Raw genomic sequence first — 14526 nt, forward strand, 5'->3', positions numbered from 1 at the left:
CGGCCGCCAAAAGCCCGGAAAGCAGGGGTTGACGACCGGCGCGGGATGGGCAATAGTGATCGTATACGATTTCGTACTTGATGAGGAGATGGCTTTGGAGCAGGTCAACGGCGACACCCTGGCGGCAGCACGCAAGGTGATCGCAGTGCACATCAACTACCCCAGCCGGGCGGCACAGCGGGGCCGCACCCCTGCCCAGCCGTCCTACTTCCTCAAGCCTTCCAGCTCGCTGGCCCTGGGCGGAAGCCCCGTGGAACGGCCCGCCGGCTGCGAACTGCTCGGCTACGAGGGCGAGATCGCCCTGGTGATCGGCAAGGCCGCCCGCCGCATCCCGATCGAAGACGCCTGGAGCCACGTCGCCGCCATCACCGCCAGCAACGACCTCGGCGTGTACGACCTCCGCTGGGCGGACAAGGGTTCCAACCTCCGGTCCAAGGGCGGCGACGGGTTCACCCCCGTGGGCCCGGCACTGATCCCGGCAGACGCCGTCGACCCTTCCAAACTGCGCATCCGCACCTGGCACAACGGGGAGCTGGTCCAGGACGACACCACCGAAGACCTGCTCTTCCCATTCGCCCGGCTCGTCGCGGACCTCTCCCAGCTCCTCACGCTCGAAGAGGGCGACATCATCCTCACCGGCACCCCGGCCGGCGCCTCGGTCGCGAAACCGGGCGACGTGCTGGAGGTTGAGGTGGGCACCATTGATGGTTCGCTCTCCACCGGCCGCCTGGTCACCACCGTTGAGGAAGGCACGACGGCGTTCGCGGACTTTGGTGCCCAGCCCAAGGTCGATGACCTGCAGCGCGAGGAAGCCTACGGTTCCCGCGCAGCCGCGGGCCTTGCCGCCGTCGCGCCTGCTCTTACTCCGGAGCTGAAAGCCAAGCTGGAGTCCGTCGCCACCGCCACCCTGTCCTCCCAGATGCGCAAGCGCGGCCTGAACAACGTCAGCATCGACGGGTTGCAGGCCACCCGCCCGGACCGCCGCGTGGTGGGCCTGGCGCGCACCCTCCGCTACGTCCCCAACCGGGAGGACCTGTTCAAAACGCACGGCGGCGGCTTCAACGCCCAGAAGAAGGCCATCGACTCCGTCAACGAGGGCGAAATCCTGGTCATGGAAGCCCGCGGCGAAAAAGGAACCGGCACTGTGGGCGACATCCTGGCCCTGCGCGCCCAGGTCCGCGGCGCCGCAGCCATCATCACCGACGGCGGCATCCGCGACTACTCCGCCGTCGCCGACCTGGACATGCCCACCTACTTCGCCAACCCGCACCCGGCTGTGCTTGGCCGCCGCCACATCCCGTGGGACACCGACATCACCATCGCCTGCGGCGGAGCCACCGTGCAGCCCGGCGACATCATCGTGGCCGACTCGGACGGCATCCTGGTCATCCCGCCGGCCATCGCCGAAGAACTGGTGGACGACTGCATCCAGCAGGAAAAGGAAGAGGCCTTCATCTTCGAGATGGTCAGGCAGGGCAACAGCGTGGACGGCCTCTACCCGATGAACAAGGAGTGGCAGGCCCGGTACAAGGAATGGGAAGCAGGAAACCACAATGACTGAGGCCACCACGGTTGCCGGCAGCAAGTCCGAGCAGGCCTACCAGGCCGTCAAAGCCCGGATCGTCGAAGGCACTTACACCCCCGGCTACCGGCTGGTCCTGGGCGCCATCGCCAAGGACCTGGGCTTCAGCGTGGTCCCGGTCCGGGAGGCCATCCGCCGGCTCGAAGCTGAGGGCCTGGTGACCTTCGAACGCAACGTGGGCGCCACCGTCGCCGGCATCGATCCCACCGAGTACCTCTACACCATGCAGACCCTCAGCATCGTGGAAGGTGCCGCCACCGCGCTGTCGGCCCCGCTGATCGATCCCGCGGCGGTAGGCCGGGCCCGCGCCGTGAATGAGGAGATGCGCGCATGCCTGGACCACTTTGATCCGGTCCGCTTCACGCAGCTCAACCAGGACTTCCACAGCGTCCTGTTCGAGCACTGCCCCAACCCGCACATCCTGGACCTGGTGCACCGCGGCTGGAACAGGCTCGCGTCCCTCCGGTCCTCCACTTTCCGCTTCGTCCCCGGCCGCGCCCGCGACTCCGTGGAGGAACACGAGAACCTGCTGAAGCTCATCGAGACCGGAGCCGACGCGGACGCCATCGAAAAGGCAGCCCGGCTCCACCGGACCGCCACCTTGGACGCCTACCTCGCCCAAACCACCTAGCCGAATCGCCCGGCAGAACGCACACCACTTGTACGCAAAGAACACAGTTAGGACTTCAACGATGACTGCCTCTGTAGAAACCGCCAAGCACTACATCCCCGAGGATCTGCCCACGCACATCCAGCACTTCATCAACGGCCAGTTCGTCGACTCGGTCTCCGGCAAGACCTTCGATGTCCTGGATCCGGTGTCCAACCGGAACTACGCCACCGCCGCCGCCGGGCAGAAGGAGGACATCGACCTCGCAGTGGCCGCCGCCCGTGAAGCGTTCGTGAACGGCCCCTGGCCCAAGATGAAGCCGCGCGAGCGTGCCCGCGTGCTGAACAGGATCGCCGACGCCGTCGAAGCGCAGGAAGCCCGCCTGGCCGAACTTGAAACCTTCGACACGGGCCTGCCGATCACCCAGGCCAAGGGCCAGGCCCTGCGCGCCGCAGAGAACTTCCGCTTTTTCGCCGACCTCATCGTGGCGCAGTTCGACGACGCCATGAAGGTCCCCGGTTCGCAGATCAACTACGTGAACCGCAAGCCGATCGGCGTTGCCGGGCTCATCACCCCTTGGAACACCCCGTTCATGCTGGAGTCCTGGAAGCTCGCCCCGGCCCTGGCCACCGGCAACACTGTGGTCCTCAAGCCTGCCGAGTTCACCCCGCTCTCGGCGTCCCTCTGGGCCACCATCTTCAAGGACGCCGGCCTCCCGGACGGCGTCTTCAACCTGGTCAACGGCCTGGGCGAGGAAGCCGGCGACGCGCTGGTCAAGCACCCGGACGTTCCGTTGATCTCCTTCACCGGCGAGACCACCACGGGCCAGACGATCTTCCGCAACGCCGCCGCCAACCTCAAGGGCCTGTCCATGGAGCTCGGCGGCAAGTCCCCCTGCGTCGTCTTCGCTGATGCGGACCTGGACGCCGCCATTGACTCCGCGCTGTTCGGCGTCTTCTCCCTCAACGGCGAGCGCTGCACCGCCGGCTCCCGCATCCTCGTCGAACGCGCCATCTACGACGATTTCTGCGAGAAGTACGCCGCCCGGGCCAAGAACATCGTGGTGGGCGATCCCCACGACCCCAAGACGCAGGTGGGCGCCCTGGTCCACCCGGAGCACTACGAAAAGGTGGCATCCTACGTGGAGATCGGCAAGTCCGAGGGCCGGCTCCTGGCCGGCGGCGGCCGCCCCGGCCACCTGCCCGAAGGCAACTACATTGCACCCACGGTGTTTGCCGACGTCGCCCCCGACGCCCGGATCTTCCAGGAGGAGATCTTCGGACCTGTCGTGGCCATCACCCCGTTCGAGAACGACGACGAGGCCCTCGCCCTGGCCAACAACACCAAGTACGGGCTGGCCGCCTACATCTGGACCCAGAACCTGACCCGGGCCCACAACTTCTCGCAGAACGTCGAGGCCGGCATGGTGTGGCTGAACAGCCACAACGTCCGCGACCTGCGCACCCCGTTCGGCGGCGTCAAGGCCTCCGGCCTGGGCCACGAGGGCGGCTACCGCTCCATCGACTTCTACACCGACCAGCAGGCCGTACACATCACGCTCGGAACCGTCCACACCCCCAAGTTCGGCGCCTAGGACACCGTTCGGCGCCTAAGCCAGCCGGCCGCCGTCGTACCCTCCACGCCCCCTTTCAAAGAAGAGAGAATCCAATGACCAACTTCGTCCCCACCCCCACCGTTCCGGCTCCGGACATCGTCCGCTGCGCCTACATGGAGATTGTGGTCACCGACCTCGCCAGGTCCCGTGAGTTCTACGTGGACGTCCTGGGCCTGCACGTCACCGAAGAGAACGAGAACGCGATTTACCTGCGCTCCCTGGAGGAGTTCATCCACCACAACCTGGTGCTGCGCAAGGGACCGGTGGCCGCCGTCGCCGCCTTCGCCTACCGGGTGAAGTCCCCCGCCGAGGTGGACGCCGCCGAGGCCTACTACCGCGAGCTCGGCTGCCGGGTGGAACGCCGCAAGGAAGGCTTCACCAAGGGCGTGGGTGACTCGGTCCGCGTGGAGGACCCGCTGGGCTTCCCCTACGAGTTCTTCTACGACGTTGAGCACGTCGAGCGCCTCACCCAGCGCTACGACCTCTACTCCGCCGGTGAACTGGTCCGCCTGGACCACTTCAACCAGGTCACCCCGGACGTTCCCCGCGGCCGCAAGTACCTGGAGGACCTCGGCTTCCGCGTCTCCGAGGACATCAAGGACTCCGACGGCGTCACGTACGCCGCGTGGATGCACCGCAAGCAGACCGTCCACGACACCGCCCTGACCGGCGGCAACGGCCCGCGCATGCACCACGTCGCCTTCGCCACGCACGAGAAGCACAACATCATCCAGATCTGCGACAAGATGGGCGCCCTGCGGATCAGCGACAGGATCGAACGCGGCCCCGGACGGCACGGCGTCTCCAACGCCTTCTATCTCTACATCCTGGACCCGGACGGCCACCGCATCGAGATCTACACCCAGGACTACTACACCGGCGACCCGGACAACCCCACCATCACCTGGGACGTCCACGACAACCAGCGCCGTGACTGGTGGGGCAACCCCGTGGTCCCGTCCTGGTACACCGAGGCCTCCCTGGTCCTGGACCTCGACGGCAACCCCCAGCCGGTCATCGTCCGCGAGGAAAAGTCCGAAATGGCCGTGACCGTGGGCGCCGACGGTTTCTCCTACACCCGCAAGCCCGAAGGCGAAGCAGCCGAAGGCTTCAAACTGGGAGTCCAGGTCTAACCATGCTGGAACCGACGACGATTGAGGCCATCGCGGACGAACTGCTGGAAGCCGGCCGGACCCGCACCCCTGTTCCCCGCCTGACCGCCCGCTACCCGGACATGACCGTGGAGGACTCCTACGCCGTGCAGCAGCTGTGGCGGCGCCGCAACGAGGAAGCCGGCCGGACCCTGGTGGGGCGCAAGATCGGCCTCACGTCCAAGGCCATGCAGGCCGCCACCGGCATCACCGAACCCGATTACGGCGCCATCTTCGATGACATGGTGCTGGAGACCGGCTGCTCCGTGGAGTGGGACCGGTACACGCACCCCCGGGTGGAGGTGGAGCTGGCGTTCGTGTTGAAGGACGGGCTGAAGGGCCCGGGCGTGACCATCTTCGATGTCCTGAAGGCCACCGACTACGTGGTTCCGGCCCTCGAGATCCTGGACTCCAGGATCGAGATGGAGGGCCGGACCATCGTGGACACCATCTCGGACAACGCCGCGATGGGTGCCATGGTGGTCGGCGGGAACCCCGTCAAGCCCGACGCCGTGGACCTCCGCTGGGTCTCCGCCATCCTCTACAAGAACCAGACCGTGGAGGAAACCGGCGTGGCCGCCGGCGTCCTGGACCACCCCGCCAACGGCGTGCACTGGCTGGCCAACAAGATCGCCGCCCACGGCGACGCCCTGAAAGCCGGAGACATCATCCTCGCCGGGTCCTTCACCCGGCCCATGTGGGTCTACAAGGGCGATACCGTCCACGCCGACTACGGTCCCTTGGGGAGCGTGACATGCCGTTTCGAATAGAGGACACCTTCCGGTCCGCCTTGGCTGAGGCGGACCGGCCGCTGGCGGGGATGTGGGTCTGCTCCGGCAGCCCGCTGGTCGCCGAGCTGTGCGCCGGTTCCGGGCTGGACTGGCTCCTGGTGGATGCCGAGCACTGCCCCAACGGGCTCGAATCCATCCTCGCCCAGCTCCAGGCTGTCCACGGCTACCCGGTCCACACCCTGGTCCGGCCGCCAGTGAACGACACCGTGGTGATCAAGCAGTACCTGGACCTGGGCGTGCAAAACCTGCTGATCCCGATGGTCAACTCCGTGGCCGAGGCCGAGGCCGCCGTGGCCGCCACGCGCTACCCGCCCCTGGGCGTCCGCGGAGTCGGATCCGCGCTGGCCCGCGGAGCCCGCTGGAACCGGGTCCCGGACTACCTGGCCCGGGCCAACGAAACCATCAGCGTCACCGTCCAGATCGAATCCACCGCCGCCGTCGAAGCCGTCGAGGACATCCTCAAGGTGGACGGCGTTGACGCCGTCTTCATCGGCCCGTCCGACCTCGCCGCCTCCATGGGCCTGCTGGGACAGCAGGAACACCCGGAGGTGCGTGCCGCCGTCGACCATTGCCTGTCCACCGCGAGGGCGGCCGGGAAGCCCGCCGGCGTCAACGCCTTCAACCCCGACACCGCCAAGCACTACCTCGCGAACGGCGCCGGTTTCATCCTGGTGGGCGCCGACGTCGCCCTCCTCGCCCGCGGCTCTGAAGCCCTCGCCGCCAAGTACATTCCGCACCCGGCTGCTGGGCCTGACGAAACCCGCCCCAGCTACTGACCTTCCCTTCCTAAGGACATCCCATGACAGTTACTTCCGAGCTGCCCCCTGCCCTCACACCGGAGCGCGAAGCCACGCTCCTGGCGTCCGTTCCCACGGGCCTGTTGATCAACGGGCAGTGGGTGGGGGCGTCCGACGGCGGCACGTTCGACGTGCACGATCCCGCCACCGGGGACGTCCTCGCCACCCTCGCCTCAGCCACCAGTGCCGACGCTTTGGCGGCGTTGGATGCTGCCGATGCCGCGCAGGCCTCCTGGGCTCGGACCGCGCCACGGGTGCGGTCCGAGATCCTGCGCCGCGCCTTCGACCTCGTCACCGAACGCGCCGAAGACTTCGCCCTGCTGATGACCTTGGAAATGGGCAAACCCCTGGCCGAAGCCCGCGGCGAAGTGACCTACGGGGCGGAGTTCCTGCGCTGGTTCGCCGAGGAAACCGTCCGCGACTACGGCCGCTACCTCACCACCCCCGAGGGTAAGAACAAGATCCTCGCCCAGCACAAACCCGTCGGCCCCTGCCTGCTCATCACCCCCTGGAACTTCCCCCTGGCCATGGCCACCCGCAAAGTAGCCCCCGCCATCGCCGCCGGCTGCACAATGGTCCTCAAACCCGCCAAGCTCACCCCATTGACCGCGCAGTACTTCGCGCAGACCATGCTCGACGCCGGCCTGCCCGCCGGAGTGCTGAACGTCGTCGCGTCCTCCTCCGCGTCCGGGATCTCCGGGCCGCTGCTGAACGACTCCCGGCTGCGGAAAGTCTCCTTCACCGGATCCACCCCGGTCGGCAAGCGCCTGATGGCCGACGCCGCCCACAACGTGCTCCGCACCTCCATGGAACTCGGCGGGAACGCACCGTTCATCGTGTTCGAAGACGCCGACCTGGACGCCGCCGTCGAGGGTGCCATGGCGGCGAAAATGCGGAACATGGGTGAGGCCTGCACCGCGGCCAACCGTTTCCTGGTCCACGAATCCGTGGCGCAGGAGTTCACCCGCAAGTTCGCCGCCGCCATGGGCGCACTGACCACCGGCCGCGGCACCGGCCCGGACACCAAGGTGGGTCCGCTCATCGACGCCGGCGCCCGCGACGACGTCCATACCCTCGTCACCGCGGCCATCGATGCCGGGGCCGTCGCGGTGACCGGCGGCGCCCCCGTGGACGGGCCGGGCTACTTCTACCAGCCCACCGTCCTGGCCAATGTGCCCAACGACGCAGCGATCCTGGGCCAGGAAATATTCGGCCCCGTCGCCCCGATCACCACCTTCACTTCTGAAGAAGAAGCCATCAAGCTGGCCAACAACACCGAGTACGGGCTCGCGTCCTACCTCTACTCACGCGACTTCAACCGCCTCCTGCGCGTGGCCGAACAGATCGAGTTCGGCATGGTCGGGTTCAACGCCGGTGTCATCTCCAACGCCGCAGCACCCTTTGGCGGCGTCAAGCAGTCCGGCCTCGGCCGCGAAGGCGGCTTCGAAGGCATCGCCGAATACACCACCACCCAATACATCGGCATCGCAGACCCGTACGCAGGCAACTGAGACGGCCGGACTGGCCCAGTTTTGGCGGTGGGAAACCCGGGAAAATCAGGGTTCCCACCGCAGGCCACACCCAAAACGGGGCCAGTTTGTGCACCGCTGCGTCCTCGGGGCCCGAGGTGAACGCCCTGCCTAGGCTGTGAGCGCGTTCGCTACCAGGATCAGCGTATCGGCGGCGTAGCCGCTGATGTGCTTTTGCGACTGGGCGTTGAGCTCCTGGACGAAGGCTTCCAGGGCATGGTCCCCAAGCTTGTCCACGAGGCTGTCCCTGAGGCCCTGGTTGTCGATGTCACCCGAATCGGCGTAAACACCCACCAGCTTCTGCAGGGTTGCATAAGGGTCACCCTGGTCAGCGAGGTAGCCCAGGCCGTTCTTCTGGAGCTCACTTCCGGCCGCCGGCTTCAGGAATGAGACATCGGGAAGGGCACCGTCCTTTTTGCGGGGAGCGGTGAGTTGCTGCATGTCGAGGCTTTGGAAGTCTCCCGCAGCCAGGGCGAGACCACCGTTGACCGTCCACGAGTTGTTCGTCTCGTTTTCAGCCGGGGTGTTGTCGTTGGACGTCAGCGCACCGGTGTAGGCCACGTTGTTATGCAGGACTTCCCGATACCCGGCAATGTTGTCCGCACTCGTGGGGCTCACGCGTTCCAGCATGTTGAAGTTGGAGCCGTAGCCCGGTTTGTACGCGGTGTTGTTGAGCCAATAGGCCGACTGGCCCGGCTGATGGTTGGCATAGAAGTTGTTGGCGCCGTTGTCGGCGGCCAGGGAGTTGATGACCGTGTGCAGCGGGATGGGCTGGGGCAGTCCGTCGGTTCGGTAGGCATATCCCCCAACTTTGAATCCGTTCTGGTCACCCACCCCGTTCTGGTTGCCGTGGTGGCCGAAGGACCAGTCGTTGACGTAGGTAACCCGCCCTTGCGAAGTGATGCTGTCGAAGCCGTCATCGCTGTTGTGCCAGGCCCGGTCACCAATGAACCACACGTTCTTTCCGTGGGCACCGAACCCGTCCGTGTTTCCGGCTGACTTCGCGGTGGGACCGATGTTGTTGTAGGCATCGCTGTTCAGTACCACCCCGGTTCCGTCCAGCGTGTAGTAGAACCCGATCGCCTCGTTGTCGTGGGCAGCCATGTTTACGAAGTTGGCACCGCCGGCGATCCTGAACGCCTCAGACTGCTTTTGGTCACCAACCTTGACGCCCGTGACATCGAATCCGACGAAGTTGACGTCGGTTACTTGTGTTTCCACGTAGAACGCGGCGACGCGCTGGTCGGTGGGCACGCTGCTGAAATCAAAGACCGGCCGTGGATCCCCCGGGTATGCGGAATAGGTGATTCCGCTTTTATTGATGTCATTGACGTAGTGGTAGACATCTTCGAACGGGTTGTTGGTTTCGGGTATGTCGAACTGGCTGTAGGTGCCGCCGCGGATATAGACCACATCTCCCGCAGCCGCTGCCGACTGCGCCTTCATCAGTGTCCTGAAGGGGGCATCCTTCGTTCCAGGATTGTTGTCATTCCCGGTTGGCGAAATGAAATAGGCGTGGGCATCTACAGAGGGCGCAGGCTTCAGCGCACCCAGCACTGACAGGGTCGAATCCTGCGTTCGATCCACGGGGGCCGCGTGGGCAGGGGCTGTGACACCCAGGGCCCCCAACACGCAGGCACCGGCGACGGCCATAGCGGCACGCTTCGAGTTTTTCACGGACATGACTCCTTTGTATGTCGATTCATGGCGTCGGCCCCCTGGCGCCCAGCCACCCCAGCATGGGTGGAGTCAGAATCCGGCACCGTCACGACGATGAATCGATTCAAGCAGTCGGAAAGCGCTTTCACAAGGGGTTGGCGAAATTCGTGTTCCCTGGGTGCTCCGTTGCTGGCGCCAGTCCGGCTGCCCAACCTTCGCTCCCGCACAACTGTCCTGCGCACAAAGACAAGAGCCCGGACCGGGGCGCCAACCACACTGGGAGTAACCCGCTACGCCGACCGGCTGGCGTCCTTGCCTACTCGAAGTGGAGTATCCCGTGGAAACCTATGATGCGCTTCTAGCGTCCATTGCCCCCGCCGCCGGCACCGGCCGGACCATTTTTGACCCGGCCACCGGGGAAGCGGTGGGCGAAGCCCCCATCCACGATCTCGACTACCTGGAAAGTGCCGTGGCCGCAGCCGTCGCCGCCCAGCCCGCGTGGGCCGCCCTGGGCCACGACGCCCGCTCCGCCGCGCTCCTCAAAGCAGCCGACGCCGTCGAACGCTCCGCCGAGGAACTGGCCCAGCTGCTCTCCCGCGAACAGGGAAAACCGCTGAACGGCCCCAACGCCCGCTTTGAGGTGGGCGCCTGCATCGCGTGGTTGCGCGCCACGGCCGGGCTGCCGCTGGAACCGGAAACCATCGTGGACGACGGCGAAACCCGCGCCGAACTGCACTACCGGCCCATCGGCGTCGTCGGCGCCATCGGTCCGTGGAACTGGCCCATGATGATCGCCGTCTGGCAGCTCGCCCCGGCCCTGCGCATGGGCAACGCCGTGGTGGTCAAGCCCTCCGGCAACACACCGCTGTCCGTCCTGGCCCTGGTCAAGGTCCTCAACGAGGAACTGCCTGAAGGCATCCTCTCGGTGGTTTCCTGCGGCCGCGAAGTGGGCGCCCGCCTCACCGACCACCCGGCGATCGGCAAGATCATGTTCACCGGTTCCACCGCCGGCGGACGCGCCATCATCAAGTCCTCCGCGGACACCGTCAAAAGGCTCACCCTCGAACTGGGCGGCAACGACGCCGGCATCGTCCTGCCCGACGCCGACCCCAAGGCGATCGCCCAGGACATCTGCTGGGGCGCGTTCCTGAACACCGGCCAGACCTGCGCCGCACTCAAGCGCCTCTACGTCCACCACAGCATCTACGACGCCGTCTGCGAGGAACTCACCGCCGTGGCCAAAGCCATGCCGATGGGCAACGGCCTGGACGAGGACAACGTCCTGGGCCCGCTGCAGAACAAGGCCCAGTACGACGTCGTGGCGAACCTCGTGGAGGCAGCGAAGGCTTCCGGAGCACGCGTCCTGCTGGGCGGCAACCCGGACACCAGCCAGCCCGGCTACTTCTACCCCACCACCCTGGTGGCGGACATCGACAACGACAACCCGTTGGTGGCCGAGGAACAGTTCGGCCCGGCCCTGCCGATCATCCGCTACAGCACCATCGACGAAGCGGTGGAGAAGGCGAACGGGCTCGACGTCGGCCTCGGCGCCTCCGTCTGGTCCCCGGACCTGGAAGCCGCGCGCGAGGTGGCCGCCCGGATCCAGGCCGGAACCGTGTGGATCAACCGGCACGGCGCCGTGGACCCGCGCATCCCGTTCGGCGGCGCGAAGCAGTCCGGCTACGGGGTGGAATTCGGCGTCGAAGGCCTTAAAGCGCTCGGCGTCCCGCAGGTCATCAACGGCTGACCGGGACGGTAACGGCGGGGGTCCTGCATCCAACCCGCATGCAGGACCCCCGACGTATTGCTTGCCGGCGTTGCTAGCCCATGGCCGGGGCGGTGGACGTCCGGCCGGCTAACTGCCGGCGGGCCCAGCGGGCGAGCTTCTTCCCCTTGCCCTTCCACCAGTTGTCCTCGTCCTTGTTGTAGTGGAAGCGGAAAACGATGGCTACCAGCACGAACATGCCCATCACCACATCCACCCAGGACGAGACCACCAGCGCGATGAAGACTGTCAGCGCGTTGGCCATGACGGCGGGGATGGCCAGGGTCCGGAACACGGTGCTGGCCACGAAGCGCCGGTGCGACCGCGGGACCGACAACTCCCGGACCATGTCGAAGCAGACACAGACCACAACAATGGTCTGCCCGACGGCCAGCAGGATCTGCCCCGGCATGGAGCCACTGAAGGCACTTACCGCTTCCATTCCCGGACTCACGGCCGGGCCTGGCTGCTAAGAGCTTTGCTGAGAACTTTAAACACGGAAAACCCCCAGAACTTGCGGAACTATCGCCGCTGATCCGGCGATGGTTCCATTCAAGTTTCAGGGGGCTTTTCCGTCACGAGTAGTGGGTACTCTATTTTCGCGCGACGCCGGGAGTCGGTACCTGCTGGCCTGGCTCCTACTGCCCGATGGCCCGCGGCCGCCACACCACCATGGCCTGGGACCTGGGCCGTGGCCGCTGCCCGCGGGCCAGGCTCACCACGTCACCGGCAGCCCCGGCAGCAAAGATCCGGGAATCCACCGCGCGCGGGCGGCGCCCGAGTTCCTCGGTGAGTTCCGAGATCCGGCTCTGCAGCGCGGCTACCTGGTTTTCGAGTTCCAGGATGCGCTTGATCCCCTCCAGCGACACACCCTCGTGGGACAGGCGCTGCACTTCGCGCAGCATGTTCACGTCCCGCTGGGAGTAGCGCCGGGACTTCCCCGGGGCGCGGCTGGGCTTGACGATGCCGAGCCTGTCGTACTGCCGCAGCGTCTGGGGGTGCATGTCCGCCAGCTCGGCCGCCACGGAGATCACGAAGATCGGCTGGTCAGCACTGATGTCCACGGCTCACCTCCGCTCCTACAACCGGGCCTTGGCTGCCAGGCCCTCACGGACATCCGCCGACGACGTCGCCTCGGCGAACGCCTTGACCGCAGCTTCGGCTTCCTTGTTGAGATTCTTGGGAACCGCGACGTCGATGGTCACCAGGAGGTCGCCCGTGGCCTTGGACGTCTTCACGCCTTTGCCCTTGACCCGCAGGGTACGGCCCGACGGCGTGCCCGCCGGAACGCGGACCTTCACCTTCTCGCCGTCGATGGTGGGAACCTCGATGTCCGCTCCCAAAGCAGCTTCGGGGAAGGTGACGGGTACGTGGATGCGGAGGTTGTCGCCGTCGCGCGTGTAGAAGGCGTGGGGCTGGACGGAGACGGACACCACCAGGTCGCCGTTGCCGGCAGCACCGGGCTGGCCCTTGCCGCGGACGCGGACCTTCTGGCCGTCCTTGATGCCCGCCGGGACACGGACGTCGATGACCTCGCCGCTGGGTTCGCGCAGTCCAATAGTGGTCCCGCGGATGGAGCCGGCAAAGGAAATGCTGGTGGACGCGGTCCGGTCGGTACCTTTCTGCGGCGTGCGCTGGAAGCCGGGGGAACCGCCGAAGCCGCCGAAGAGGTCTGCGAATTCGGGCGGGATGCCGCCGCCTGCGGGGTTGAACCCGCCCGCGTGGCGTCCGGTGTTGCCGGTGAACAGGCCGCCGAACATGTCCTCGAACCCGCCGTTGCCGCCGGCGGCCCCGCCGGGAGCAAAACGGGCACCGCTGCCCATGGCGCGGATGGCGTCGTACTGCTGGCGCTCGTCGGGATCCGAGAGCACCGAATAAGCCTCGGAGATGTCCTTGAACTTCTTCTCGGAAGCAGCGTTCCCCGCGTTCGTATCAGGGTGGTGCTGCCGCGCAAGCTTCCGGTAGGCCTTCTTGATATCGGCTTCGGAAGCGTCCTTGGCAACACCAAGGATCTTGTAAAAGTCCTTGTCCACCCAATCCTGGCTAGCCAATGGCGTTTCCTTTCAGAGTTTCTAACTAACAGCTCTCCGCGGTACAGGGGCCCCCGCCCCTACGCTGGGTGGCTGAGGATCTGCGATCCCCAGCCACCCAGCTTCGGCAGGCCCGATGCCACTCCCGGGGCCCCTGTACCGCTGCGAGCTTCGTGGTTACCTCACCTTAGGCGAGATGACCGTTGGCGCGGAGGCCGGATATGGGGCGGCGGTGTGGAGGGCACCGCGAAGCGGGCACCGCCCCATGTCCGGCGTAGCGCCTGGCGACCCCGACTAAGCCGGAACCGCGACGATGACCTGGGCGGCGCGGAGCACGCGGTCGCCTGATTTGTAGCCGGAGCGAAGGACCTGGCTGACGGTGTCAACCTCGATGTCCTCGCCGGGCTGCTGGATCAGGGCCTCGTGGATCGTGGGATCGAACTCCACGCCGGTCTCGTTGATGCGGACCAGGCCGTAGGTCTTCAGCGCATTCTCCAGCTTGTTGGCGATCGCGGCGAAGGGGCCGTCGGTGAGGTCGCCGTGCTGCCGGGCGGCGTCGACGTCGTCCAGGACCGGGAGCAGGGAGTTCAGGACGCCGATGACGGCCATCTCCCCTGCCACGGCGCGGTCGCGTTCAACCCGCTTGCGGTAGTTGACGTACTCAGCCTGCAGGCGGAGCAGGTCGTTGCGCAGTTCGGCTGCCTCGGCGTTGCCGGCTGATCCTGCCGGAGCGCCCTGGGCCACGGATTCCTCGGCCGGCACGTCCACGCCGTTAAGGATCTCTTCGGCCTGGGCCAGCGCGTCGCCGTCGGAATCCGCTGCCCCGGCCTGGGATCCGGCCCCGGGGGCGGACTGGCCGCCCTCGGGGTGCCGGGCCTGCCCGGTCACCGGATCAACCTTGCGGTTGTCCCGGATGACCGGCTCCTGGCCGTTGCCGTGTGCGTTCTGCTGGCCGGCGGATGCGTTGTGCTCTTCCTCGTTACCGTGGTGCGGCATG

General features: G+C 66.5%; 13 protein-coding genes. 8 read left to right on the plus strand and 5 right to left on the minus strand.

The window, feature by feature from the left end; all coding sequences use genetic code 11:
- Positions 1–88: 88 nt before the first annotated feature.
- The 7 genes from ACFVTD_RS09285 to ACFVTD_RS09315 all read left to right on the plus strand — a co-directional run bounded on the left by ACFVTD_RS09285 (position 89) and on the right by ACFVTD_RS09315 (position 8057).
- A complete protein-coding gene (locus tag ACFVTD_RS09285; RefSeq protein ID WP_387561725.1) occupies positions 89–1561 on the plus strand; it encodes a fumarylacetoacetate hydrolase family protein in 1473 nt (490 codons plus the stop codon).
- Complete coding sequence (locus ACFVTD_RS09290) at positions 1554–2213, plus strand: GntR family transcriptional regulator (RefSeq protein WP_387561331.1); 660 nt, start codon at positions 1554–1556, stop codon at positions 2211–2213. The genes ACFVTD_RS09285 and ACFVTD_RS09290 overlap by 8 nt, the downstream gene beginning before the upstream one ends.
- Positions 2214–2274: 61 nt before the next feature.
- Positions 2275–3786, plus strand: a complete 1512-nt coding sequence (gene hpaE / locus ACFVTD_RS09295; protein WP_387561334.1) for a 5-carboxymethyl-2-hydroxymuconate semialdehyde dehydrogenase — start codon at positions 2275–2277, stop codon at positions 3784–3786.
- A gap of 74 nt (positions 3787–3860) precedes the next feature.
- A complete protein-coding gene (hpaD, locus tag ACFVTD_RS09300) occupies positions 3861–4940 on the plus strand; it encodes a 3,4-dihydroxyphenylacetate 2,3-dioxygenase (RefSeq protein ID WP_387561337.1) in 1080 nt (359 codons plus the stop codon).
- A gap of 2 nt (positions 4941–4942) precedes the next feature.
- Positions 4943–5728, plus strand: a complete 786-nt coding sequence (gene hpaH / locus ACFVTD_RS09305) for a 2-oxo-hept-4-ene-1,7-dioate hydratase (RefSeq protein WP_387561339.1) — start codon at positions 4943–4945, stop codon at positions 5726–5728.
- Complete coding sequence (locus ACFVTD_RS09310) at positions 5713–6525, plus strand: HpcH/HpaI aldolase/citrate lyase family protein (RefSeq protein WP_387561342.1); 813 nt, start codon at positions 5713–5715, stop codon at positions 6523–6525. Before hpaH ends, ACFVTD_RS09310 begins: the two co-directional genes overlap by 16 nt.
- A 23-nt stretch (positions 6526–6548) precedes the next feature.
- Positions 6549–8057 carry an NAD-dependent succinate-semialdehyde dehydrogenase gene (locus ACFVTD_RS09315; protein WP_387561345.1) on the plus strand — a complete coding sequence of 503 codons (1509 nt, stop codon included), beginning with the start codon at positions 6549–6551 and terminating at the stop codon, positions 8055–8057.
- Positions 8058–8186: 129 nt separating this feature from the next.
- On the opposite strand, the gene ACFVTD_RS09320 is transcribed toward ACFVTD_RS09315, so the two are convergent.
- Positions 8187–9752: a DUF1565 domain-containing protein gene (locus tag ACFVTD_RS09320; RefSeq protein WP_387561348.1), complete on the minus strand. Its 1566-nt coding sequence runs from the start codon at positions 9750–9752 to the stop codon at positions 8187–8189.
- 319 nt (positions 9753–10071) lie between these two features.
- Here ACFVTD_RS09320 and ACFVTD_RS09325 point away from each other — a divergent pair, with 319 nt between their 5' ends.
- Positions 10072–11481: an aldehyde dehydrogenase family protein gene (locus ACFVTD_RS09325; RefSeq protein ID WP_387561351.1), complete on the plus strand. Its 1410-nt coding sequence runs from the start codon at positions 10072–10074 to the stop codon at positions 11479–11481.
- Between the two features lie 73 nt (positions 11482–11554).
- Here the strand turns inward: ACFVTD_RS09325 and ACFVTD_RS09330 are convergent, their stop codons facing one another.
- The 4 genes from ACFVTD_RS09330 to ACFVTD_RS09345 form a co-directional block, all read right to left on the minus strand.
- Positions 11555–11941, minus strand: a complete 387-nt coding sequence (locus ACFVTD_RS09330) for a hypothetical protein (RefSeq protein ID WP_387561354.1) — start codon at positions 11939–11941, stop codon at positions 11555–11557.
- Between the two features lie 196 nt (positions 11942–12137).
- The gene (locus ACFVTD_RS09335) at positions 12138–12563 is read right to left on the minus strand and encodes a heat shock protein transcriptional repressor HspR (protein ID WP_141159097.1); all 426 of its coding nucleotides are present in this window, start codon (positions 12561–12563) and stop codon (positions 12138–12140) included.
- A gap of 15 nt (positions 12564–12578) precedes the next feature.
- A complete protein-coding gene (locus ACFVTD_RS09340) occupies positions 12579–13550 on the minus strand; it encodes a DnaJ C-terminal domain-containing protein (RefSeq protein WP_387561358.1) in 972 nt (323 codons plus the stop codon).
- 273 nt (positions 13551–13823) lie between these two features.
- Entirely contained in the window at positions 13824–14525 is a 702-nt protein-coding gene (locus tag ACFVTD_RS09345) for a nucleotide exchange factor GrpE (protein WP_387561361.1), read from the minus strand.
- Between the last annotated feature and the right edge of the window lies 1 nt (position 14526).

It is taken from the genome of Pseudarthrobacter sp. NPDC058119, from assembly GCF_042884655.1.
In the GTDB taxonomy this organism is placed as follows: Bacteria; Actinomycetota; Actinomycetes; order Actinomycetales; family Micrococcaceae; genus Arthrobacter.

Bases quoted from the DNA above. Each gene is read 5' to 3' on its own strand.
- ACFVTD_RS09285 (WP_387561725.1), top strand. From the start codon at position 89: ATGGCTTTGGAGCAGGTCAACGGCGACACCCTGGCGGCAGCACGCAAG.
- ACFVTD_RS09290 (WP_387561331.1), top strand. From the start codon at position 1,554: ATGACTGAGGCCACCACGGTTGCCGGCAGCAAGTCCGAGCAGGCCTAC.
- hpaE (WP_387561334.1), top strand. From the start codon at position 2,275: ATGACTGCCTCTGTAGAAACCGCCAAGCACTACATCCCCGAGGATCTG.
- hpaD (WP_387561337.1), top strand. From the start codon at position 3,861: ATGACCAACTTCGTCCCCACCCCCACCGTTCCGGCTCCGGACATCGTC.
- hpaH (WP_387561339.1), top strand. From the start codon at position 4,943: ATGCTGGAACCGACGACGATTGAGGCCATCGCGGACGAACTGCTGGAA.
- ACFVTD_RS09310 (WP_387561342.1), top strand. From the start codon at position 5,713: ATGCCGTTTCGAATAGAGGACACCTTCCGGTCCGCCTTGGCTGAGGCG.
- ACFVTD_RS09315 (WP_387561345.1), top strand. From the start codon at position 6,549: ATGACAGTTACTTCCGAGCTGCCCCCTGCCCTCACACCGGAGCGCGAA.
- ACFVTD_RS09330 (WP_387561354.1), bottom strand. From the start codon at position 11,941: ATGGAAGCGGTAAGTGCCTTCAGTGGCTCCATGCCGGGGCAGATCCTG.
- ACFVTD_RS09345 (WP_387561361.1), bottom strand. From the start codon at position 14,525: ATGCCGCACCACGGTAACGAGGAAGAGCACAACGCATCCGCCGGCCAG.